The following is a 25,099-nucleotide window of genomic DNA, read 5'->3' as shown; positions in this document are numbered from 1 at the left end:
TTGTATTATATCCTAAGTTATCATTCAAAAAAAGAGGAGACCTACCGGCCTCCTCTTTCATTATAATAATACTATTACCAAGTTAAATCATCAGTTTCTTGACGACCACGACCAGTCATAGCATCAAGCATAATACGTTGTTCTAATTGAGCAACCATTTTCTTTGTGTTAACCACCGCATCTGGGTTAACAGACATAGAGTCAATACCACTCTTAACTAAGAATTCACAAAATTCAGGGTATACACTTGGAGCTTGACCACAAATAGAAACAGTTTTTCCATCTTTATGAGCTACTTCAATTAAATGGCGAATAGCACGACGCACTGCTAAATTACGTTCATCATAAATATGTTGAATAGTTTCATTATCACGGTCACAACCTAATACAAGCATAGTCAAATCATTAGATCCAATAGAATATCCATCTACATATTTATTGAATTGGTCAGCTAAAATAATATTAGCTGGAATTTCAGCCATAAGCCATACTTTAAAATCTTTACCGCGTACAAGGCCTTCTTGAGCCATTAAATTAGTTACTAATTCAGCTTCCTCTACAGTACGGCAGAATGGAATCATAACTTGTAAGTTTTTGAAACCAAATTCGTTACGTACTTTTTTGATTGCTTCTAATTCTAATTTGAAAGCAGGTGTATATTTTGGATCATAGTAACGAGCTGCACCACGCCAGCCAAGTAATGCACTGGATTCATGTGGTTCATATTTGTCGCCACCATTAAGATCACGGTATTCGCTAGATTTAAAGTCGCTCAAACGAACTACTACTTGGCGAGGAGCTAATGCTTGACACACTTTACGCATACCTTCTGCCAATGTATTAACTGCAAAGTCACTGCGACCAGTTTCGATAAGGTGTAATGGGTGTTCGTGAATGAAAGTAGTCCAAATGAACTCTTCACGCATTAGACCAATACCATCACATGGTAATACACCATATTTTTCAGCTAAATCAGGATTGCCTAAATTCATGTAAATCTTAGTGCCTGTTACAGGAACATATTCACTTGCAACACTTGCAGTAGCTTGTGCTTCTGGCTTTTTAACAATATCTTCTAATACGCCATCGTATACGATACCATTTGTAGCATCAACAGTAATCATTTGACCATCTTTAATGGATATTGTTGCTTCATGGCTACGGCTCTTAGTACCTACGATACAAGGAATACCAAGCTCACGGCTAACGATAGACGCATGACAAGTCATTCCACCAGCATCAGTAACGATTGCTTTTGCCTTTTTCATTGCTGGTACCCAGTCAGGAGCTGTCATAGCCGTGACAAGGATTTCGCCTTCTTTGAATTCATCAATATCCTCAGGATTGATGATAACATGAGCTTTACCGGCTGCATTACCAGGGGAAGCTGGCAAACCTTTTACAATAATTTCACGATTACCTGCATCTAATGTGCTAGGTTTTTCAGTTGTTTTTGGTTTTTCTTTACGGGACCAAACTGTTTCTGGGCGAGCTTGTAAAATCCAAATTTTACCGTCTCGTTCATCTACGCCCCACTCCATATCCATGTAGCAACCATAATGTTTTTCGATTGCTTTTGCGTATTTAGCAAGCTCCAAAACTTGAGCATCTGTAATAACTTGTTGTTTAGCTTCATCTGCTGGAACAACTTCTTCAACACAGTCGCCGTCAGCTTTACGAACTAAGCGGATATGTTTGTCATTAATCATGCGGTCTGTAATTTCCATTTTGGCTTTATCTACATGGAAATTATCTGGTGTAACTGTACCTTGTACAACGTACTCACCAAGACCCCAAGAACCTTCGATAAGGATGTTGTTATCGTTGCCTGTTACAAGGTCAACAGTGAACATTACGCCAGCGGCTTTAGAGAATACCATCATTTGAACGGCAGCACTCAAGGCTACTGTCATATGATCGAAACCTTGTTTTACACGGTAATATGTTGCACGATCTGTGAAAGTAGATGCGTAGCATTCTTTTACTTTCTCGATGATAACGTCTGCACCACGTACATTTAAATATGTATCTTGTTGGCCTGCGAAACTTGCATCTGGCAAGTCTTCTGCTGTTGCACTAGAACGTACTGCTACGAATGGATTTTCTTCGTTTACTTTTTTACCAAGTTCTTCATAAGCATGACGGATAGCATCTGCCAATTCTTTTGGCATTTCTTCTTCGCAAATCATGCGGCGAATTTTAGCACATACTTCACGCAATAATGCAGAATTTTCTACATCATCTAACGCATCAAGTTCAGCGCGGATTTTATCTTCCAAACCTGTTGCTTTCATAAACTCACGATAACCATGAGCAGTTGTAGCAAAACCGTAAGGTACAGGTACATTAGTGGAGGATGTCAATTCCCCTAAGGAAGAAGACTTACCACCAACTAAATTAACATCTTCACGTTGTAATTCATCAAACCAAAGTACGTATGCTGTTTCGCGATTCATGTGAGAACCTCCTAGTCAATTAGTGCAACACATTAAACCTTTTACACATAAATAGTATACCTTAATTTAAAATCTGTCAATTTATATGGGCATTAATATACAAATAAAACTTAGCCAAAGCGCACCTTTCTTTTGCATATAATTTAACTTGTAAACCAATATTATACTTTAGTAATGTGATTTTTTGTATAACTTTCATTGCCGTATCCGCATAGCAGGTAGTTTAATGATTCTCGACTACGTCGCGAACCAGTCTAAAGACAATAATTAAAAGGAATGAGTCGTTAGAAAACAGAATTCATTCCCCAAAAATAGCTTAATTATATCTATCAAAAAATGGGTTCAGATTATTTATAAACTAATTTTCTTTATGTTTCGTATATATTTTAAAGAGGCTGTAACTAGAATGCGTTTAAACTGCATTCTAGTTCACCTCCCTCTTTTAAGGAAAAATAAATATACTAGGTGTCCTTACCTGGATAAACAATTAATAATACAATCCCTAATAAGAAAATGGGATAAAAATTATCTATATAATTAGCCATACTACCTGCAACAATTATATAAATAGGATATATCCATGAAGAAAACAGTCCAATATCTGTCAATCTATTCATACCAGCAAGAAAAAATTTTAGTGTACCTACCAAAGCAAATATGCTGATAATAAAATAATAAAATATAGATACATAACTCTCTGTTATATTGACACGGTCCGAAATAAATATAGCAAAATATATTAATAATAATGCCATTCCACTATTAGAAAGATATTGTTTGCCATTTATTTTCTTTTTATAATCAAAATACTTTATATTTTTCTTGGTCCCACTCCAAATTAGTATTATTGATAAAATATTTATTCCCCACCAAATTAAATGAATTATAGAGATAGAACTGTCAAAACTATACATCTTTATTATCCTTTGGTTTATAGTTACCTTTTTTATTTAAATTAACTTGTAGATACCGTAATACTAAAGTGATTACTAATGTAATCCATAGAACTGCAAAATTGTATATATTATAACCATTAGAGATCCACCAGACCTCCTTATAATAGTAATCTAAAAAAGCAGAAATAATTAATATAATAGGGACTAAATAAAATAAAAATTTATTTTTTATTGATGGCTTACCAGTTATTAAATTAATTGCTATTACAGAACTACCAATAAATATTATTAAATCTCTCATTTATCCACCTCTGTATAATCATCAATATTCTTCATTACTTGATCATACTGTTCTTTTTCATTTTTATTAAATTTATTTGGTGTATTCTCACTAGCTTTATTATATAAATATTCGCCGCCTTTGTCACTAGCAGTACCAATAACAATTGAAGCGAGAGCTTGTTCGACCTTATCTTTACCAACTTTTCCTGCAACAAAAGTTGATATAGCATTCGCACCACCTTTATACAATACATATTTATTCATTTGCCCAGCATTATAACTATTATATATTTTATTATTCACTTTCCATTGATATACGGCATTATGAACCTCTAACGCCCCATTATAACCGTTAGCCAATTGAACAATAACTTTACTCACACCTCCAATATATGGAACTGAAGATGTTTTATCTAAAACTTCAATAGCTGCATCAAGCTTTTCTTGATTTGCTACACTATTATTTTTATAGTCGTTATAGCTTTTATATGTATCTATATAATCCCCTTTTAGATCTACAATCATACCATTTTTAGCCTTTACTAAATAGTGTGCATAACCATTATCATCGAAATATTCTGGGACTACAAAATTATTTCTCAAATAATCTATATATTCATGACTATTCATATCTGGAATTATATAATTAGGTATATTAATTGAATTTTTAGCATATTCATTACTAAGACTTTCATTTGCTAAATTTTTATCATTTATAGAGCTGCTATTTTTTAGTAATGTCGTATAAGGTTTATATTGATCACCTTCATTCTCCATAGTAGTTTCAATTGCATAATCTCTTAATGTCTTAGGCTTATCCTGATTAATTGGATAACCTATATAATCAACGGTAGTCCCATCAGAACGAGTCCTAGTAAAGTAAGTCCTACCATTATAAATCCCTGTAGGTGTTTCGCCTTGCTCTTCAAGCCAAAATCCGTGATTATTACTACGTTCATTAGAAGGAATTCCATCTAAATCTTTTACTTTAGGTCCCATATAGGTTTTGCCATTTTCTATATAATATGTAGTACCATCTTCTGTAACTCCTGTAGGTTGTACACCTTGATTAGCCAATGTAAATCCATAATTATCACTGCTAGGTAATGTGTCTACATCTCCATCTCTATTATAGGCATACTCCGCAGCTTCTTTATACTCTTCTGTATCATAATTACCGGATTTTTCTGCTGATTCAAGAGCTTCTCCATTTTCTTCTGGAGAAGCAGGTAATGGCTCTGGATGTAATTCATCATAAATTCTTTCTTCTTCTCCATTTATTCGAGCTTGTTTCCACCGATTTCCAACTTCAGAAAGGGTTTCTGTTACTTCATTTATTTTTTCTTTTATTTCATCAGGTGAGTAGCCAAAATTATGTTTAGCACCCATATAAGAAACATATGCGCCACTTTGCCCACTTTTCCCTGATATTTCATTAGTGGCATAGCCAAAAACAAAAGCGATTTGCTGTAAACGTTCTGGATCCGTATATTCTTTTCCATCTGGACCCTTGATTTTCCCAGCCCATTTTTTGAATTGAGGCATCATAGCTTCAGATAGGCCTGCTGCATATAAACCATCACTAAATTGTCCACCACCTAAATTTGCGGTAGTTCCACCAACCATAGCATGTAATGCAACCTTTCGAGGATCTCCATCTTTCCAACCTTCATGCTTAGCAATTTGATGGATTGCTTCGTTAGCATTAACACTAAATAGATGAGCTAATTGTTGCTTCTCTTCAATAGATTTTTTATCAAATATAGCTTGTAATTCATTAAGAGAATGTTCTATATCAGTATTGATAGTTTTTATATCTACCATCCGACCATTCTCTATAATTTTTCCATTACTAATTGCACTTTTAGTTATAGAGGAGGATTTTCCATGAGCGCCAACACCCCCTGTTGGAGTTAACCCAATATGCTTATAAATTTTATCAAACTCTTTTTCACTTTTTGTTTTGCTACTACCAAAATTATTATATTGTACTCCATTATCTCTTACGGTGTACTCAGCTTTATTTTGGATATCATTTATATCTAAATGTCTTGTAGTCAATGAGTTCTTAGCTTTATCGGCTTTACTTGATATAAGACTGCCTTTTAATGAAGTTGTATTACCAGTACTTATATTATATCCATTATCACCAGCAAAAATTCCAGCTTGATCAGTAACAGATTTTAATTTACTGTCCGTACGACCTACACTTCCACCTACACTACCAATAGTGCCTTTAAATTTAGGTGATGTTGAAACTGAAAATCCTGCAGATTTGCTATGTTCCTTAAAGTTATCTACACTTTGCAAACTCTCAATCTTGAGATTATTACCAGTATTTACAACTACTCCTTTTCCACTAACTTTAGATCCAATAATTTCAGTATCTCGTTTTGCTTTGAGCTGTGCTAATTCTACAGCACGAATTGATGTTGGCTTATAAGTTACTTGATCAGTTACTCCATTCTGTTTAGCAAGACTTCCACTTGCATCAAAACCTAATAAACTACCTGAAGTAAGACTTAAACTAGCCCCAACACTCCAACCACTATGTTTATAGTTATCTTTACCTTGAAGAGTATTTTTACCTGCACTTAGGTTTATATCACTAGCAGAATTTATGTTTACTTCTTTTGCTAAAATATCTTGACCAACTAAATTAACCCCTGATTTAGTTGCATCATTAGCTTCAATATTTACACTACCATCACTAATAATTGTACCACCATTATATTCATGTACATCTATTGATTGATTTTGATGTTGAGAGGTACTACCAATTGATATTGATAAATTAACAGCATTATCAATATTTTTAGCACCACGTTTATCTTTTCCATCGACTTTTTCTACTTTACCAGTCTCAGGATTTCTAATTTTTTCGCCTTTTAGAGCTTCATCAACAGCATAGTAACCATCTTGGAATTGTTTACGTGCCTCATTTAGCTCTAATGCAGCCAACCGTTTATCATTACGAGAGCCAGCTTGTTTTATAGTACGTGTTCCATCTGTAACTGCATTAATAGCCGCACCGCCAAGCGAAACCGTAAGTCCAGACTTTTTATAGCTTTCATTATGTGACGCTGATGTATTATCAACATTTCCATCTAAAATAACATTAGATCCAGATAAGTATACACCATTCTTACTCACAATATTACCACTAGTTAATTGTAAAGTATCATTAGACCTAATATTTATATTACCTTTTGTACTTGCAATAGTGCTACGAGCACTAATTTCTTCGTGGTTACTATCATCAGAATTAATTCGTTCTTTGCCTATAGAAAATCCTACCCCTGCACCACCAAGTAACCCAGACTTTTTATGATGGTAACTACTATTGCTATCAACTACATGTTTATCAGCGCCAATATTAATTTTTCCACCTGATTGTAAATCAACGTTATTTTCACCAATAATAGTTACAGACTTCCCCTCTATAGAATTGGTTGCTTTAATATTAACTGTTTTACCACCTATATTAGAGCCAGATACGGTTTCTATATGTGAATTATCAATTGCATCTATACTCTCACGTTTAGCAATACTTTTCTTTCGCTCTTGTAAACTATGATGTTCTGTTGCAACATCTTTAGCAGTTTCAAAGTTAATACTATCAGCGTTAATATTTACAGTATCTTTCGCCAATATATCAGAACCTTTTGACTTAATATTCTGATTTGCTTTAATATTAACTGATTTCCCTTCAATACTGCTACCAACTGAATTAGTAAAGTTTGCATCCACATGAGTTTCAGTAGTTATAGAGTGTCCTCCACCTGATTTACCTTTATGATAGTGATCTTCTTTTATATTTAAAGCAGCATCTTGTGTAGATAGTTCAATATTTCGTCCGGCATTAACCTCAATATTTTCCTTACCTTGAACTATCCCTGCATTCATAACTACATCTCTATTAGCATTTATACTAATACTTCCTTGACCATCTACAATACCTTGATCAATTGCAGTTATAGTCTCTTTTCTTTTATTACTATCATCCCAAACAATTTCATTATCACTTGATATATACTTTTTGCCATTATTAATAACATCTCTATCAGCAGAGATTACTAATTGACCAGATGCACTATTTTGTTTAATATGTCCACCTTCATTTATGACATCCTGATTGGCATGAATTCTAACATTGGATTCACCTACAATTGTTCCACTTGTATTAGCTACATCTGTATTAGCCACTAGAGTTGTAGAGTTACCAGAGATTAATCCCCCATTATTATGAATATTATTACCGACAATATTGGTATTATCATCAGCTATAATACTGCCACTATTATTTAGCTTATCAACAGTTAAATTAATAGACTCCCCTTGTACGTTAGCTCCTCCATCAGCCCGTTTTGTTTTAGGCGCCAAATATAATGTAGGTATTAAAACTGTTTCAGTTTTTCCATTTGGTAATACTACTGACTTGCTAACTAATAATACAACATCCTCTTTAAGGTTATTTTGTTCAGCTACTGTTAATTCACGACCTAAAGCTATAGATTGTGATTTCGTAAGATTAATTCCTGCATCCATTAATTTACGATATTGTTCTTCAGCAGTTAAGCCAGACTGCAATCTACTTTTTCCAGTTTGACGAAGAATTTCTTGCATTACTAATTGCTGTTCATAATAACCGTCCCCTAAACGTTTTTGTACATTCATAGGGTCTAATTTCAGTCTATTTAATACATAATCTGAGGATAAAAAGTTTCGTCTATTTGTGAAGTTAGGATCTGTTTCCATAATATAAGAAGTATTAGGATTTTGAGAAATCTTACTTATAGAATTTAACAAAGAACTATCCTGTCCTATATTTGTTTTGCTATTTAAATCATTTGATTTAAATACTGATAGGGGTAATTTAGTATTCAATTCTGTAACTTTGTGATATGGTGCGGTATCAATATTTGTAGAGTCTGCTCCATGATGATGATGTCTACTATAAGATACAGCAGTTCCGTCTTCTATTATGTATTCTTTAGAAGATGGATTTGTCTGCTCAAATTTTTCTATTTTACCTGTTAATTCTCCTGCTGAACTAATTTGACTACTATCATTTTTGACATAATCTGCAGTAACTTCTAAGTCACCACCAGAAATAATTCGGGCAGGCTTAGATATATCAACTACATCCTTGTATTTAGTTCTTGTGTAATTATAACGAACCCAATCATCTTTACTATCTTTTTTAGCATAGAATTGTAGGTTTTCATCCTCAACAACTACTTGATCAACATCATCAGTTAATTCATTAGGACGATATATTTTAGGGTCTTTAATAGTGAACTTTTCGCCAGGATAATCATTAACAGTAACTTCATCCTTAATGGTCTCTACTTCACCGACTTGAACTCGTTTTAAAGTAACTCCCCCATTTATATTATTAATTTCCTTTGCAGTTATTTTCCCTCCAGTTCCCGCTTCTATGGTTGATCCAATATTTGTAATATTATCTATTTTTCCTGATACAACACCATCATTAGAAATATTACGACCGATTTGTAATTTGCCATCAGTTTTAATTATACTACCATTAGTATTAGAAAGAGTTTGTCCTGCGATAGATAAACTATTCTGAGCTAGGATAATAGGGTTTTTATTTGTTGCTTGATTACCGTTTTGAGATAAGGAATCTACTACAAAAGTTGCATTATCAGCATAAAATTTAGCTTCACCCAATTGGTCAAAACTCTTAGATTTAATATATGCATCAGATGAAGTAATTGTTCCTGTATTTTGTACTCTGCCATTAACATCTAGAGATAAAGTATCACTCGCTGAAACTATACCTTTATTATTAACACCTAAACCATCATTAGTTCCCACTAAATAAATGCTATTTGCATACATCCCTCCGATTTTAGCGACATCTAAACCCATTTTACTAGACTCATTATTTTTAGTAACATTTATTACCTTACCTTCACTATTTACATTTACGGTGTTTTGTCCAGAAACCATCTGTAGATTCTTGGCCCATAATTCACCATTTACTTTAACTGCTTCTGCCAAAATATCAGTTCTAGCAGTTTTAGATGTATTAAGACCTTGGGAAGCAATTTGTATAGTACCTTGATTTATTTTATAGGCAGATATATTACCATTATCTATAATTGGTTTACCTGTAGTTAAGGTAGCAGCATTAGTATTAATAAATGTACCATTATTAATAGAAATTCCATTAGGATTTGCAATTATAACATGAGCTTTATTCCCTGCCACTTCAAGAGCACCATTCATAGCTGTGGAGTTAGTTCCAGTTACTTCATTTAATATTGTTTTAGCAGTAGGACCAACTAAATTGGGATTTCCCATAATATAACCAGCTAACTCAGTAGATACAGGACGATTAGCATTATTTAAGATTAGTCCATTATTATTAATATTAAAAGAATCATATTGGTTATGGGATAAACCTTTATCATTCGGTGTATTAATATTAACAATAGATGTACCATTACTAGCTACATCCATTTTAGGACCTAACCGGCTTGAATTTGGGACCACTGGATTTGCCATTGCTAATGGAATCCATGGACTTGTATTTGTTATTAATAATGCAACTAATAATGATGATGCTGCATATTGTTTTGTATTCATCAATCTCTCCTACACTTATTATTTTATATATGTGACTCTCAACTTATATATATTTTTATTTATGGCTTTAATTCACTCTTATTTACTTAATAGAAATTCCTAAAACTGATACCCTACTCTAAACGCCAAAACACGTGTATCGGTTGTGAAACCTGCTGGTTTTTTTAACGGTGTTCCTAATGAAATATCATAATTAAATGTATTCTTGATATTACCACGTAAACCCAATACACCACCTATTAAGGTATTACCGATTTGAGTTTCTGTAGATGGTCCCCATACATGACCAACATCTATGCCAATATATGGTACTATACTCTCATTTTTAAATGGTAATGACCATTCATTTTGTATATAATATCCTGAATCCCCACGTAATGTCTCTTCTCCACTAAAGCCACGAACAGAATATCTGCCACCAATACTAAATTGATCCGTTCCAAATAAACGTTTATCTGTAAACTGACTTCTGAATCGCATAGTATACAAACCTTGCTTATGACCTATATTAATTCTGCTTTGTATTTGCCCTTCAATACCGGCCATTTTATAAAGAGTTGTTGGATTACTAGCTACACCTTCCCAGTTTTGTACATTAGCCCCTAGGCCCTTTATCCCTTGTCTATAAAACAAGTAAATATCTGATACAGTATTTCCACTATATTGACGGTGAGATAGTCCTAATTCTACAGATGACGTATGTTGCTCTTGAATACCAATTTCTACATCCTCTAAATAACTATGACGAGATTTATGAGCAAATTTAGCTACCGCAGATGTTTTACTTCGACTGGTTCGATTTAATAAATGCTCCACCGATAGTTCCGTTCCTTTTGTTACACCAGATGATGTAAAGGCATTTGGCATAAAAACTAATTGTTCGTATTTATATTTATACGTTGATAATCGATATGTTTGATTGCCATTTGGAATAGTATAACTAAACGCATATTGTTTAGAATCTTGTCCATTATTATTATCTAAGTTTTTTGTAAAGCTAGTTGTTAAGGTATCATTCAATCCTATAAGTTGACTAAAAGATAAGTAGGTTGTACCTTGATATTTTCCAGTTGATTTGTACCCTGAGTTATCTAACATTAACGAACCATGTACAAAACCTTTTTGCTTAACTGTTAATTTAACAATAGAATGTAAAGGTTTATTTCCTGGTTCAATGTCCATCTTAATATCCTGACCAGGTACACTACGAATTTGATCGATTCCCTGTTCTAAAGCCTGCCTACGAAGAATATTGCCAGGACGAATTGGAAATGCGCTTCTCCAATTGGATCTTGCTTTTGAATTAGTTAATACTATATCCTCAACATAGCCTGGTATAATTTCAAAAATTAATGTACCAGACTGCAATTCTTGGTTAGGTATAATAACTTGACTCGTTATATATCCATCAGATAATAACTGCTCTTGTAAATGCCTTTGTAAAAAAGAAAGACCTTCTTTTCCTACTTTTTGGTGTTCATATGTAGATAACCTATTTTTATACTTCTTAAATCTTGGTTCTGCTGAATTAACAACAATCTTATCAATTTGAAACGATATGCCTTCTGTAGGTAAAATTGTTACTTTCGAACCATTTAATTTATCATATTCAGATTTTTGACGCGACAAAACGGCTCCAGCCATTGGTGCTTCTGCGCGTTGACGCAATAAAGCATCGGCTCGAGCCGCTTCCTGTTGTTCATATGGGGACGAAATATTAGTAGCATAAATAGAACTACTTAAAGAGCTAATAATTAAAGTACTAGCTAAAATCTGGTACACTTGCTTCATAATCCCTCTCCTTTCAAATATACAGAGAAATTATAAATCAAAAAAAACATATTTTGTAAATAAATATTTAATAATTTCACGAATTCTTTAAACTTTAAATTCCAATTATATTAGGTGTTTTAATGATATTTTTGAAGATAATATTAAAAGCGAAAGAACTGATATATTGTTCTTTCGCTTTCAATTTATTAATTATCTAATTTTCCTATATATATCTAAAAAGTTTTTCAGCACTCGACCCGTTAGACCCCATATGGTGTATTGTTCATAGGGATAGAAATAGACTGAGTAGTTTTGTCTAATTTTCCAATCGATATTGTAGACTTCTAATAGATGGAATGGAAAATCTTTCAATGGTCTTGTAGCTATATCTAGATGACCTACAGTTGGCTTCATCTCTAATAGATATTGTAATGGAACGGTGAATACCTCTCCTACTTCATCAGGATTTGGTTTTAAATCACTTATTTGTAGGCGTACGGCTACAGCATATAATTTGACACCTATCGCAGATACGAGACAATCTAAATTACCAAGTAATTCTATTTTGTCTAAATCTATACCTAGTTCTTCAGAGCATTCACGCATGGCAGCATGGGCACCACTTTTATCATTAGGCTCACAATGTCCACCAGGAAAGCTAATTTCACCAGGCTGACGGCGTAGCTTATTACTGCGCACAGTAAAGACTATATGATCTTCCCCATCGATTTCTAATAATGGTACTGCTACGGCAGCAGTTATAACATCAATGTCGGTAAGAACAGTATATTCTCGTTTTTCTAGGAAATTAGATAGTTTCTTGTCCATATATGGTCCTCTTACTTTATAGTAAAATTTATACAACATCCATATAAATCTTTTATGTATCAAATTAGTATTTTATATTCATCTTTTATATTCATTATACATTAACTTGTACCTAAATTTTGGAGTTCCTATTAATAGATACAATAGAGAAAACTCTTATAAACAAAATGGACAAAAAAACTGTGATGAGGTTTCTACCCCATCACAGTTTTATATTAGTTAAATTTAATTTTTACGAATTTACGTTTACCAACTTGAACAATCATGCCATCTTCAAGGGTAAGGTTTTCTTCTGTATATTTTTCACCATTTACTTTGAAAGCACCGGCTTTAATGGAGCGACGTGCTTCACCATTAGAGGCAGTCAAACCAGCATCTGTACAGAATTGTGGCACAAAGATTGGTTCTGTTGGCGCATCCATAGCATACTCAGGAATATCTGTAGGCAACGCGCGTTGTTGGAATACGCGTTTGAATTCTTCTTCTGCTTCGAGAGCAGCTTCTTCACCATGGTACAAGCGAACGATGGTGCGAGCCAATTGCATTTTTGCATCACGTGGATGTAATTCACCACTTTCAAGACGTTTTTCCATGTCCTCTTGCTCTTCGATTGGCATGTCTGTAACGAGCATGAAGTAACGCATCATCAATTCGTCTGGAATGGACATTGCTTTACCGTACATTTCTTTAGGTTCTTCATCGATACCGATGTAGTTACCTAAAGATTTACTCATTTTTTGAACACCATCAAGGCCTTCAAGCAATGGCATTGTGATAACAACTTGTGGTTCTTGACCTTCTAATTCTTGTAAATGACGACCCATTAACAAGTTGAAAGTTTGGTCTGTACCACCAAATTCAACATCAGCATGTAAAGCAACGGAATCATGACCTTGCATCAATGGATACATAAATTCATGAACACCGATAGCTCGGCCTTCTTTGAATCGTTTATTGAAATCATCACGTTCCATCATACGTGCTACAGTGTAAGAACTTGCCAAACGTAGAACATCAGCAAAATTCATAGATTCTAGCCATTCACTATTGTCGCGGACGATAGTTTTTTCAGGATCTAACACTTTGAAGATTTGTGTTTTATAGGTTTCAGCATTTTTCAATACTTCTTCTTTTGTAAGTGGTGGACGAGTTACACTTTTACCAGTAGGATCACCAATACGAGCAGTGAAACCGCCGATAACGATCACTACTTGATGACCAAATTCTTGGAACAAACGTAGTTTACGAAGTGGTACTGTATGGCCTAAATGAATATCTGGCGCTGTTGGGTCCAAACCTAATTTTACAACTAAAGGTTTATTTTCCTTAATAGATTTTTCTATTTTCTTTACAAGATCTTGTTCATTAATTAAATCTGCTACGCCGTGTTTAATTTGGCGCACTTGTTCTTGAGCACTAACCATGATAATCCTCCTCGAAATACTATTGTTTTAGTATACCATTATCTAAAAACTTTCACAATTATATATATAGTATTGGTTTTAACCCTTTTATGATATAATATGTATAACTGCGTAATAGAATTTACGTTATATTTACTAACAAAAGAAAAAAGAGGTGACTCTATGAGTAATAACTCAAATGCGAGAAGCAGCCGCCGTTCTAATAGTAGCGGCTCTACACCGAAGAAAACAAGTCCGAAGCGTCTATTTTGGATTTGTGCCCTTCTCCTTATACTCATCGTAGCCGGAGGTGGCTGTGGTTTCATCAGTGCTACACTGTCTAACCTACCAGATGTATCCAATGTACGTCCTTCTGTATCGTCTCAAATTTACGATGTCCATGGTAATCTCATCACAACGGTTCATTCCACAGAGAACAGATTACCAGTACCTTTAAAAGATGTACCAAAGGATTTACAAAATGCCTTTGTTGCTACTGAGGACTCTCGCTTCTATTCCCATCATGGTATCGACCCTGTTGGTATCTTGCGTGCTGTATGGGTTAACATTGTTCATAGTGGCGTATCTGAAGGTGGTTCTACAATCACTCAACAGTTAGCGCGTAATGCATTCTTATCTCAAGACAGAACATTTAAACGTAAAATTTCTGAAGCATTGCTAGCACTTAAAATTGAACAACATTACACTAAGGATGAAATCCTTGAAATGTACATGAACCAAATTTACTTTGGCCAAGGTGCATACGGTGTGCAATCTGCAGCTCATGTATACTTTGGTAAGGATGCTAGCCAATTAACGCTAGCTCAAGCAGCACTCATTGCAGGCTTACCACAAAGTCCTAACTACTACTCTCCATTCAATGATTTGGAAGCTAGTAAAAAACGTCAAGCTGTTGTATTAGGCCAAATGGTTAAATACGGTTACATTACACAAGAGCAAGCTGATGAAGCACGTCAAGCAGATTTAGGCTTAGTGGCAAAACAAGAACAAACGCATGAAAAATCTAATGCGTCTTACTTCATTAACTATGTTATTGCACAAGTCTCCGAAAAATATGGCGACGATGCAATCTATAAAGATGGTTTAAAAATTTATACCACTCTCGATATGGATGCGCAAAATGCTGCTGTTGCAGCAATGCAAAATCTACCAACTATGTATACTGACCAAAATGGTCTACACCAACCACAAGGTGCTATCGTAGCAATGAATCCACATAATGGTTATATCGTTGCCATGGTCGGTGGTCGTGGAGATGATGCCTTTAACCGTGCATCACAAGCGGAACGTCAAACAGGCTCTGCTATGAAACCATTCGTTTACTTAGCTGCTATTCAATCTGGTAAAACTCCAGGGTCCATTGTTGATGATAGCCCTGTTGATTTTAATGGATGGCGTCCTCAAAACTATGAACGAAACTTTGAGGGTAATATTACATACCGCTATGCATTACAACATTCTCGTAACGTACCAGCTGTAAAAATTGCTGATGAAGTAGGTATGTCTAAGATTATCGACTTAGCTAAGAAGATGGGTATTACTACCTTAACTGATGAAGATAACAACTTATCAACAGCACTTGGTGGTTTAACTCATGGTGTTTCACCATTAGAAATGGCAGAAGCCTATGGCGTACTGGCTAATGGTGGCGTCAAGGTTCAACCTACAGCAATCATAAAAATCGTGGATCGCAACGGACAAGTGGTGGAAGAAAATTCCATCCAAGAAAAACGCGTCGTTGAAGAAAAAGATGCTGCTATCATCACAGATATGTTAGAGTCTGTTATCACTGGTGGTACTGGTGGCAATGCTGCTATCGGTAGACCTGCAGCTGGTAAAACAGGTACAACAGATGATGAAAAAGATGCTTGGTTCGTTGGATATACGCCTGATTTAGTTGCTGCTGTTTGGATTGGTGATGACTACGGATCTGAAACATTAGGTATTACTGGTGCTGATACACCAGCTGTTATGTGGGGTCAATTCATGGCTAATGCACTTGCCAACACCCCTGCATCTGACTTCTCCGTTCCTGCTAGCGCTCAATCAGCTGTTTCTGAAGGTTATTATAATCCTGTAAAAGCACAGCCTAAAAAAGAAGCTGCTAAGGACGAAAAAGCAGACAAAAAAGACGATAAAGACAAATCGAAAGATGAAGCTGTAAAAGATGACAGTGGCTCAAAAGATGATGCAACTGAACAGAAATCTAATTCATCCAAAAGTAAAAAGTCTAGTAAAAAAGATCGTTAATCTCATACGCTAAAGGAGCGGAACATGTGTTCCGCTCCTTTCTTTTACGTAAAAAAAGATAGTAAGTTCAAAGAACTTACTACCTTTTCTATTTCTATATATGTATATAGCTATACCCCATAATCAATTTGATAGACGATAATAATTTACTGTATTATCTATAACTATATCACTATTGAGTAGCTTTATTTCAGAACTACATTGGTAGCCCCTGCACCACCTTCGTCATAGCCAGCCGTTTCAAAATGAGCTACATGCGGTAAGGTACGCAGATATTGATGTACACCTTCTCGTAATGCGCCAGTCCCCTTACCGTGAATAATGCGCACTTGATTAACACCACCAAGTAAAGCTTGGTCAATAAATCTACCAACAGAAACTGTCGCTTCATCTACCGTTTGTCCAAGAATATTGATTTCAGTACGAACCTCTTTTTGGCGTTGTACGGCAGAGCCCCCCATACGCTTTCTAGTCTTAGGCATAGCTGCTTTTTGTTCCCGTTCAAGCTTATTTCCTTCTTCACGTGTAGTAGATTGTAATTCGCTAACCTTTACAGTAGCTGTTAGTCCATTAATATCTACATTCACACGATTGCCATTGATAGCTAATACGGTACCTAATGAGCGTAAAGATGTAACATATACTGCTTGGCCTACCTTAATAGTATCTGCAGTCAAAGATTTACGATCATCATCTACTGGAGATTCTGGTATATGTACATTAGAGATACCCTTACGTGCAGCATTAATAGCAGATTGACGCTTATCCTTATTTGTTTCAGAGAATTGTGATTTCAATTGCTTGATAATCGCTTCCCCTTCGACGCGTAAGCTACGTTTCATAGATTCTGCATCAGCTTGTGCTTTGGTTAAGATTTGTTTACGCTTTTCGTTAAACTGTTTCTTTTCCTTCTCTAATTGACCACGCATGCGACGTGTTTCGTCCAGCTCTTTCTTTAAGGCTCTTTCCCGTTCAGATGCCTTACGAAGTTGCTCATTCAAATCTGAAAGGACTTCTTCCATTTCATGGCTACCAAATTGAGATTTATACTCTGCAGCGCGCGTTACGATATCTTTTGGCAAACCTAAACGGGCCGCAATACTCAACGCATGGCTACTACCAGCTACACCGATATGAAGTCGATATGTTGGTTTTAAGGTGCGCTCATCAAATTCTACATGGCCGTTTTCGATTCCTTCTGTATGGTATGCATAGTTTTTAAGCTCATTATAATGGGTACTTACCATCATAAGGGCACCTTTTTTACGGAAGAACTCGAGGATAGATACAGCAAGTGCACTACCTTCCTCTGGATCTGTACCGGATCCAAGCTCATCCAGCAATACCAAGTCATTTGGGCCACAATGTTTAATAATGGAAATAACTTGTGTCATATGAGCAGAGAACGTACTAAGGCTAGCCTCAATACTTTGTTCATCCCCAATATCGGCAAAGATATTTTGGAATATAGGCAACATTGAGCCGTGGTCTGCAGGGATAAATAGACCACATTGGTTCATTAAACTCAATAACCCTAATGTTTTAAGGGAGACTGTTTTACCGCCTGTATTAGAACCAGTAATCAATAAAATACGGTACGATGTACCTAATTGAATATTTGTAGGCACTACCACATTCGGTGGGATTAATGGGTGCCGAGCTCTCATGAGATTGACAGTTCTATCAGTACTCAAGATGGCCGGTACACCCTTATAAGAAATAGCAAGGCTCGCCTTACCATATACAAATTCGATATGGGATACCTTTTCACAAGCATCCATCAAATCATTACTATGTTGTTTTACAAGAGCTGATAATTCACGGTAAATGCGCAATATCTCTTGCTCTTCACCAATCAATGCCTCTTGTAATTCATTATTTAGATTCACCAAGCGCATCGGTTCAATATATAAGGTTTGACCCGTTGCAGAACGGTCGTGAATAAGACCATCAAAATATTGGCGATATTCCTGTTTTACAGGGATTACATAGCGATTATTACGCTGCGTAATGATTGTTTCTTGGAAATACTTCTGATTATCCTTATCGTGTAAGATAGCTTGAATATCATTTTTAATCTTTTCACGAGTTTTAATAATCGTATTTCTTAGGCTCGCCAACTTAGGAGATGCTGTATCAAGTAATTCCCCTTTTTCATCAAAGACGCGTTTAAATCGATTTTCAATGCGATCTGTATTTGGCATATCCTGTACCCATAAGGATAGCAAAGGATATTCCATATATTTCGTTCTAAAGAACTTTGTCATTCGCTTATAAGCACCAATGGTTAAATAAATATCCCACAATGCTTCACGAGTAAGGACAAAGTCTTTACGACTCTTCTTACAGGACTCACGAATATCTCGCGTACCGCCTAACGGTTGTTCTACCTCAGTTTGCAAAGAACGCATGGCTTCTGCCGTTTCATCAAGGTTCTCTTGAATGGCTTTAGCATCTGTCATAGGTTCGATGTGCATGGCTAATTCTTTAGCAATGGTAGAACTACAATGTTGTTGTAATTGTTCTTTTATATGGTGAAAGTCTAATACATCTTCGTTAAACAATGTACTACCTCTTTTATAAAATACCTCTAAAATAGTGGCCCCTTGTAATAGGTGTATCATCCTTGCCTACACTTTTAGGAGGAGCCTCTTTTGTTCCATTTTGAATGGATACATAATCTGCTACGATAGTACGCAATCTCTTTGGATTCATATGACGTCCATCGATGCGCAAAATATGTAGCCCTTTTCGATGTAACTCTGGCACATACGCGCGCATATCCATTTCATGACTGTTCATGATGTGCATACGGCAATACGGATCCGTACGAAGTGGGAACACTTCCCCTTTACGGTCCTTTAATGCGTAATCTTCCTTTACACACGGCATAGGGCAATTTTCTTTTTTACCAGTCCCTACAAAGCTAGCGATGGCACAGTATTCAGAAATCATCATTTCCGTGTAACCATGTACCATTATTTCTAATGGCAAATTAGTAGATTTTTGCAAGTTAACAAGTTGTGCCAAGGTTAACTCTAATGATGGTGCTATACTACTCATATTAAAGTCTTGCCATACTTGTAGTGCAGAGCCGTTAAATATGTTAAGACCTGTATCAGCTTCAATAGCACCTGTATACCCTAAGTCACGAAGCCACAATAAGGCTTGAGGGACGTGAATAGAAATGCTATCTGGTTTCCCCTCAACTATGGCCTTAAGGGTATTCATATACGCCTTTACTTCATCATCTTTCACAACCCGAGGGGTAGCAAATACACAAAGTACATTATGGTCTTTGCAAAGCTTAGCTACCTGTTCGTAGATGCTAAGTTCATAAGGCTTACGTTGTAAACGGTCACCACCGAAGATAATCTTCTTAGCGCCCCCTTCAATAGCTGCTTTTACAGCCTCTAGCTCATCAACGCGAGCACTCACCATAGGCTCAGAATATTGAACCTTACCCTTAGCAACCATAGATGACATATCTTGAGGCTCTACAGCCAGCTCAGCCCAAGCCGTTTCATGGTCTGTAATCAATAAGTTTTCTAGTGCTTCTACAGCATCTCGGCGCAATGCATTTAACACACTAGCTGGCCACATATAAGGCCCGTCAGGAATAGACATAGAGCCAAGCGTAAACAATGTATTGCCTAATCTACCTACTTGGTCTGTAACCTTCTCTAATGTAGTCGGTTTATTATTAGCATAAACAGGTTCAAACTCATTAGATACAGTCACAGTACGACCATCATTTAATACAAAGGTAAGGTCTGTGCACGGTTGTTCTCGGTCTGTATTAATAGATAGATAACCATGTACCTCTAATTTAGCAGTGAAATCTTGTAAGCCTCGTTGCTTTTGAGATTTTGGCGTAGATGCTAAAAATACTTGCCCCGCTGCAAACCCTTCATCAGGTTTGCCTACAAAATGCTTTTCATCCACTAGAGACCAGTTCTGATCGATTTGATAATACGTAATACTACCAGAATCTTGCATTACCTTTAAAAGTGATCCTTTTTCAATCGGTTCTGTTAGGAATAAATGAACTTGTCCCTTTTTGACCTCTGCTTTACCAATTAATTTGCCTTGATTATTTGGAGCTACAACAGTCATCATAGATTTCCCTACATGGTCTGTTAAGTAATCTGTAGAGAAGCCACGATTAAACCCAGACGCCAATGCATCGGCATCAGCAGCATCCATATGAGCCGTATCTAAAATATGACGATAGGTCCCAATGACTTGGCGCACATAGGAAACCTTTTTCATACGCCCTTCTACCTTAAAGGACGTAACACCAGCAGCTACGAGCTCATTCATATGCTCACTATAGTTAAGATCCTTTGGACTTAGTAAATAGGCTTCGTGTTTAGGTAGCAAACTAGTACCAGAAGAATCCAATAGTTCATAAGGCAAACGACAAGGTTGTGCGCAAGCACCACGGTTACCACTACGACCACCGATAAAGGAACTCATCAAGCATTGACCAGAATAGCACACACATAAGGCACCATGTACAAAGACTTCGATTTCAGCTGTACAGTTTTTACAAATATGTTCAATTTCAAAGAGACTCAATTCACGAGCCAATACAACACGGGTAAAACCGAGGCTTTCATAAAAACGAACAGCATCTAATGTAGCAGCCGTCATCTGCGTACTACCATGCAAGTGAAGTTTAGGAGCCACTCGTTGTGCCAATTTAGCAACTGCTAAATCTTGAACGATAATAGCATCCACACCGATGCGCTCTAAGTCCTTTAAATACGCCTCGAGATCCTTTAATTCGGAATCACCTATGAGGATATTTACGGTTACATATACGGACACATCTAAAATATGAGCCAAACGAATAGCCTCAGCCAGTTCTTCAATGCCAAAGTTTGCTGCATGAGCACGGGCATTAAAGCCTTTACCGCCAAGATAAATAGCATCAGCTCCAGATTCTAAAGCGGCTATAAAGTTTTCCATCGTACCGGCAGGAGCCAATAATTCCATGGATAATCCTTTCTACCTAACTAAAGGTATAACTATAGTACTAAAAGGGTTTACCATATGGTAAACCCTTTCAATATACTGCTTGAGATTAACGTAATCTGCAGTTAATTTCTGCTAATGCATCGATAATAGCTTGAATGTTACCATCAATATCTTCATCATTCAACGTGCCTTCCATAGAGCGGAATTGCAAGTTGTATGCAAGACTGCGGTAACCAGCTTCGATATGTTCACCTTCGTAAACGTCGAAGATAGATGCACTTTCTAAATATTCGCCACCATGCTCTTTAATGATAGATAAAATTTCACCACTAGATACGGACACAGGTGCTACAATAGCAAGGTCACGGCTAGTACCTGGGAATTTACTGAAAGATGTATAGCGGAATGCTGGAATCGTTAAGGATAATACTGCTTCCAAATCGATTTCAAACATGTATACTTTTCCTGGTAAATCAAAGTTTTTGCTCACTTGTGGATGTAATTCACCATATTGAGCAATCATTTTACCATCAACTACGTATTGAGCACTTACACCAGGGTGGAAGTAAGGTTCAGTGCCACGATTAATTTCATAGCCTTTAACACCTAGTTCAGCCAACAACGCATCTACAATGCCTTTTACATCATAGAAATCTGTAGTGCGTTCTGCTTGATTCCAGCCAGCTTGGTTTGCTTTGCCCATCAAGATACCACAAGCCATAGGGCGTTCATGAGGTACCTCTGTCAAAGGCAATGCTTTTGGTTCATATACATTCGCTGTTTCAAACAACCAAAGATCCTTATTTTGTTGCGCAATATTGCGTTTCGCAGCTTCGATAACAGCTGGCACCAATGTAGTACGCATATAAGGAAATTCTTCGGAAATAGGATTCAAAATTGGAATGGCTGTATAACGGCTATCCCCTTCAGGAAGCATCATATTGGAAAGGCCATCTTTATGCATAAAGCTAAATGTAATGATTTGAGTCATACCCAATTTAGCTAACGTATGTGTTACCTCTTTCGTAAGAGCTTTCTTAGGCGTCATACCACCAGAGGACAATACGGCTACAGGAATTGTAGGAGCGATATTATCATAGTTATAAATACGAGCTACCTCTTCAGCGATATCAGGCATTACTGTTACGTCACCGCGCCATGTTGGAACGAGGGCAGATAATTGGTCCCCTTCTTCAGTTACAACGAATTCAAGAGCAGTCAAAATGCGAACCATTTCGTCTTTTTCAATGTTTGTACCCAAGTAATCGTTGATTTGTTTTGCTGTGAAAGTAACTGTATGTTGCTCTACAGGGTTCTTGTACACATCGATAATGCCTACGTCAACTTTACAGGATGGGCAAATTTGTTGCAACAACTGTGCTGCTCGGTCGATAGCATAGGCAGTGTATTTATGGTTTACGCCACGTTCAAAACGTCCAGATGCTTCAGAACGCATACCAAGCGCTTTTGCAGTGCGGCGAATGGATGGTCCATTAAACACAGCAGCTTCAAGCATAACAGTAGTCGTTTCATTTGTTACTTCGCTATCAAAGCCACCCATGATACCAGCTACACCTACTGGGCGTTCTGCATCGGCAATAATAAGCATAGAGTCATTCAATTCACGTTCAGAACCATCAAGTGTAACAAGAACTTCACCATTTTTAGCACGTCTTGCCACTAGTTGATGACCTTTTACATGGTCATAGTCATAGGCATGCATAGGTTGACCAAGTTCTAACATAACATAGTTTGTTACGTCTACTACATTATTAATAGGACGAATGCCGCTGTTACGCAAACGATTTTGCATCCACAATGGGGATGGTTCAACCTTTACATCTGTAACGATACGAGACATGAATCGCGTGCAAAGATCATCAGCTTCGATAGATACAGATGCTTTGCCTTCAATGGACTCACCATTTTCGTTAACCATGATAACAGGGAATAACGCTTTTTGATTTGTCATCATGCCGAATTCACGGGATAAACCAACCATGGAGAAACAGTCCGCACGGTTTGCAGTCAATTCAAATTCATATACTATGTCGTTTAAGCCTAATACATCTTTTACATCAAGGCCGATTGGTGTGCCTTCAGGAAAGATATAAATACCTTGTGCTTCTTCTGGCAATACTAAATCACTAGAAATGCCAAATTCTGCTACTGAGCAGAACATACCTTCAGAAACTACTCCGCGCAATTTACCTTTTTTAATCTCTGTTCCATCAGCTAAGCGAGATTTATGGTATGCTACAGGTACGATTTGACCTACCGCTACATTTGTTGCTGCTGTTACGATTTGTTTTGTAACAGGCTCACCTTCTTCAGTAAGGCATTCAACTTGACATACTTGTAATTTATCTGCATCTGGATGTTTTGTGATTTCTACGATTTTACCAGTATAAATTTTCTTAATGCCATTATCCATAGCACTGACATCTTCTACAGGAATCCCTGCTTGTGTTAATTCATCGGCCAATTCTTGAGCAGGACGATTCATATCCACAGGCACGTATTCGTTCATCCACTGTAAACTTGCTTTCATGAGTTCCTCCTAAAATTGTTCCAAGAATCGTACATCATCTTCAAAGAATAGACGTAAATCATTAATGCCATATAAAAGCATAGCAATACGTTCTACGCCCATACCAAAGGCAAAGCCTTTAACCTTTTCAGGATCGTACCCATTAATACGCAATACATCTGGATGAACCATACCACATCCTAAGATTTCAAGCCAACCTGTATGAGAACATACACGGCAACCTTCACCACCACACATTACACAGGAAATATCTACTTCTGCAGATGGTTCTGTGAATGGGAAGAAGCTTGTACGGAAACGTACTTTTGTTTCATCCCCATACATATGACGTAAGAAGGACTCTAATGTGCCTTTCAAATCAGCAAATGTAATATGCTCATCGATGATGAGACCTTCTACTTGATGGAATACTGGGGAATGTGTTGCATCATAATCCCAACGATAAACCTTACCAGGCGCAATCATACGGATTGGGCTGTTAGGCTCATGACGTTGCATTGTACGAGCTTGTACTGGAGATGTATGCGTACGCAATAAGAAGTTTTCTGTAATATAGAAGGAATCTTGCATATCACGTGCAGGATGGTCTTTAGGCAAGTTTAAGCATTCGAAGTTAAAGTAATCCTGTTCAATTTCTGGACCCTCTTCGACGGTATACCCCATTTTCATGAAGAAGTCCTCAATCATTTCATTAACCTTTGTTAATGGATGGATATGACCAGCTTTTTGTGCACGACCTGGCAATGTAATATCGATGCGCTCTTGTTCTAAGCGAGCATTTAACTCTTCTGTTTCCATACGAGTTTTAACAGCATCAATTTCAGCCTCTAATGCTTCACGAACCGCATTAACAAGGGCACCAGCCTTAGGGCGTTCTTCAGGAGATAATTTACCAAGACCTTTTAGTAATGCTGTTACCTCACCTTTTTTACCTAGATATTTTACACGTATATCTTGCAACGCTTGTTGATCAGCAGCGCCTTTGATAGCCTCAAGGGCTTCTGCCTTAAGACGTTGTAATTCTTGTTCCATTAAAGCATC

At 36.5% G+C, this 25,099-nt stretch carries 12 protein-coding genes; 1 reads left to right on the top strand and 11 read right to left on the bottom strand.

Annotated features, from left to right (window positions below; all coding sequences use genetic code 11):
• Positions 1–74: 74 nt before the first annotated feature.
• The 7 genes from ppsA to tyrS all read right to left on the bottom strand — a co-directional run bounded on the left by ppsA (position 75) and on the right by tyrS (position 14,274).
• The gene (gene ppsA / locus RWP19_RS01765) at positions 75–2,456 is read right to left on the bottom strand and encodes a phosphoenolpyruvate synthase (RefSeq protein ID WP_314356234.1); all 2,382 of its coding nucleotides are present in this window, start codon (positions 2,454–2,456) and stop codon (positions 75–77) included.
• A 461-nt stretch (positions 2,457–2,917) separates the two neighbouring features.
• The gene (locus tag RWP19_RS01760) at positions 2,918–3,370 is read right to left on the bottom strand and encodes a hypothetical protein (protein ID WP_314356233.1); all 453 of its coding nucleotides are present in this window, start codon (positions 3,368–3,370) and stop codon (positions 2,918–2,920) included.
• Positions 3,363–3,653, bottom strand: coding sequence for a hypothetical protein (locus RWP19_RS01755; protein ID WP_314356232.1), 291 nt, complete (start codon positions 3,651–3,653; stop codon positions 3,363–3,365). Before RWP19_RS01755 ends, RWP19_RS01760 begins: the two co-directional genes overlap by 8 nt.
• Complete coding sequence (locus RWP19_RS01750) at positions 3,650–10,249, bottom strand: hemagglutinin repeat-containing protein (RefSeq protein ID WP_314356231.1); 6,600 nt, start codon at positions 10,247–10,249, stop codon at positions 3,650–3,652. The genes RWP19_RS01755 and RWP19_RS01750 overlap by 4 nt, the downstream gene beginning before the upstream one ends.
• A gap of 99 nt (positions 10,250–10,348) precedes the next feature.
• Positions 10,349–12,040, bottom strand: coding sequence for a ShlB/FhaC/HecB family hemolysin secretion/activation protein (locus RWP19_RS01745; RefSeq protein ID WP_314356230.1), 1,692 nt, complete (start codon positions 12,038–12,040; stop codon positions 10,349–10,351).
• 192 nt (positions 12,041–12,232) lie between these two features.
• Positions 12,233–12,850 carry a CoA pyrophosphatase gene (locus tag RWP19_RS01740; protein WP_314356229.1) on the bottom strand — a complete coding sequence of 206 codons (618 nt, stop codon included), beginning with the start codon at positions 12,848–12,850 and terminating at the stop codon, positions 12,233–12,235.
• Positions 12,851–13,065: 215 nt separating this feature from the next.
• On the bottom strand, positions 13,066–14,274 hold the full coding sequence (tyrS, locus tag RWP19_RS01735) for a tyrosine--tRNA ligase (protein ID WP_314109888.1): 1,209 nt from the start codon (positions 14,272–14,274) through the stop codon (positions 13,066–13,068).
• A 162-nt stretch (positions 14,275–14,436) separates the two neighbouring features.
• On the opposite strand from tyrS, the gene RWP19_RS01730 reads away from it, so the two are divergent.
• Positions 14,437–16,524, top strand: coding sequence for a penicillin-binding protein 1A (locus RWP19_RS01730; RefSeq protein ID WP_314356228.1), 2,088 nt, complete (start codon positions 14,437–14,439; stop codon positions 16,522–16,524).
• 185 nt (positions 16,525–16,709) lie between these two features.
• Here RWP19_RS01730 and RWP19_RS01725 read toward each other — a convergent pair whose 3' ends face one another.
• From RWP19_RS01725 to pheS, 4 genes are all read right to left on the bottom strand, one after another.
• A complete protein-coding gene (locus RWP19_RS01725; protein WP_257846450.1) occupies positions 16,710–19,088 on the bottom strand; it encodes an endonuclease MutS2 in 2,379 nt (792 codons plus the stop codon).
• A gap of 13 nt (positions 19,089–19,101) precedes the next feature.
• Positions 19,102–21,525: a DUF3656 domain-containing protein gene (locus RWP19_RS01720; protein WP_295207944.1), complete on the bottom strand. Its 2,424-nt coding sequence runs from the start codon at positions 21,523–21,525 to the stop codon at positions 19,102–19,104.
• A gap of 88 nt (positions 21,526–21,613) precedes the next feature.
• Positions 21,614–24,058 carry a phenylalanine--tRNA ligase subunit beta gene (pheT, locus tag RWP19_RS01715; RefSeq protein WP_295207948.1) on the bottom strand — a complete coding sequence of 815 codons (2,445 nt, stop codon included), beginning with the start codon at positions 24,056–24,058 and terminating at the stop codon, positions 21,614–21,616.
• A 9-nt stretch (positions 24,059–24,067) separates the two neighbouring features.
• Complete coding sequence (gene pheS / locus RWP19_RS01710) at positions 24,068–25,090, bottom strand: phenylalanine--tRNA ligase subunit alpha (protein WP_178884801.1); 1,023 nt, start codon at positions 25,088–25,090, stop codon at positions 24,068–24,070.
• Positions 25,091–25,099: the final 9 nt, after the last annotated feature.

Source organism: uncultured Veillonella sp., from assembly GCF_963522475.1.
Classification (GTDB): Bacteria; Bacillota; Negativicutes; order Veillonellales; family Veillonellaceae; genus Veillonella.
Note: the sequence above shows the minus strand (reverse complement) of the source record. Positions and strands in the feature narration are given on the sequence as shown.

Coding starts and splice junctions, on each gene's coding strand:
- ppsA (WP_314356234.1), bottom strand. CDS start 2,456: ATGAATCGCGAAACAGCATACGTACTTTGGTTTGATGAATTACAACGT.
- RWP19_RS01760 (WP_314356233.1), bottom strand. CDS start 3,370: ATGTATAGTTTTGACAGTTCTATCTCTATAATTCATTTAATTTGGTGG.
- RWP19_RS01755 (WP_314356232.1), bottom strand. CDS start 3,653: ATGAGAGATTTAATAATATTTATTGGTAGTTCTGTAATAGCAATTAAT.
- RWP19_RS01750 (WP_314356231.1), bottom strand. CDS start 10,249: ATGAATACAAAACAATATGCAGCATCATCATTATTAGTTGCATTATTA.
- RWP19_RS01745 (WP_314356230.1), bottom strand. CDS start 12,040: ATGAAGCAAGTGTACCAGATTTTAGCTAGTACTTTAATTATTAGCTCT.
- RWP19_RS01740 (WP_314356229.1), bottom strand. CDS start 12,850: ATGGACAAGAAACTATCTAATTTCCTAGAAAAACGAGAATATACTGTT.
- tyrS (WP_314109888.1), bottom strand. CDS start 14,274: ATGGTTAGTGCTCAAGAACAAGTGCGCCAAATTAAACACGGCGTAGCA.
- RWP19_RS01730 (WP_314356228.1), top strand. CDS start 14,437: ATGAGTAATAACTCAAATGCGAGAAGCAGCCGCCGTTCTAATAGTAGC.
- RWP19_RS01720 (WP_295207944.1), bottom strand. CDS start 21,525: ATGGAATTATTGGCTCCTGCCGGTACGATGGAAAACTTTATAGCCGCT.
- pheT (WP_295207948.1), bottom strand. CDS start 24,058: ATGAAAGCAAGTTTACAGTGGATGAACGAATACGTGCCTGTGGATATG.
- pheS (WP_178884801.1), bottom strand. CDS start 25,090: ATGGAACAAGAATTACAACGTCTTAAGGCAGAAGCCCTTGAGGCTATC.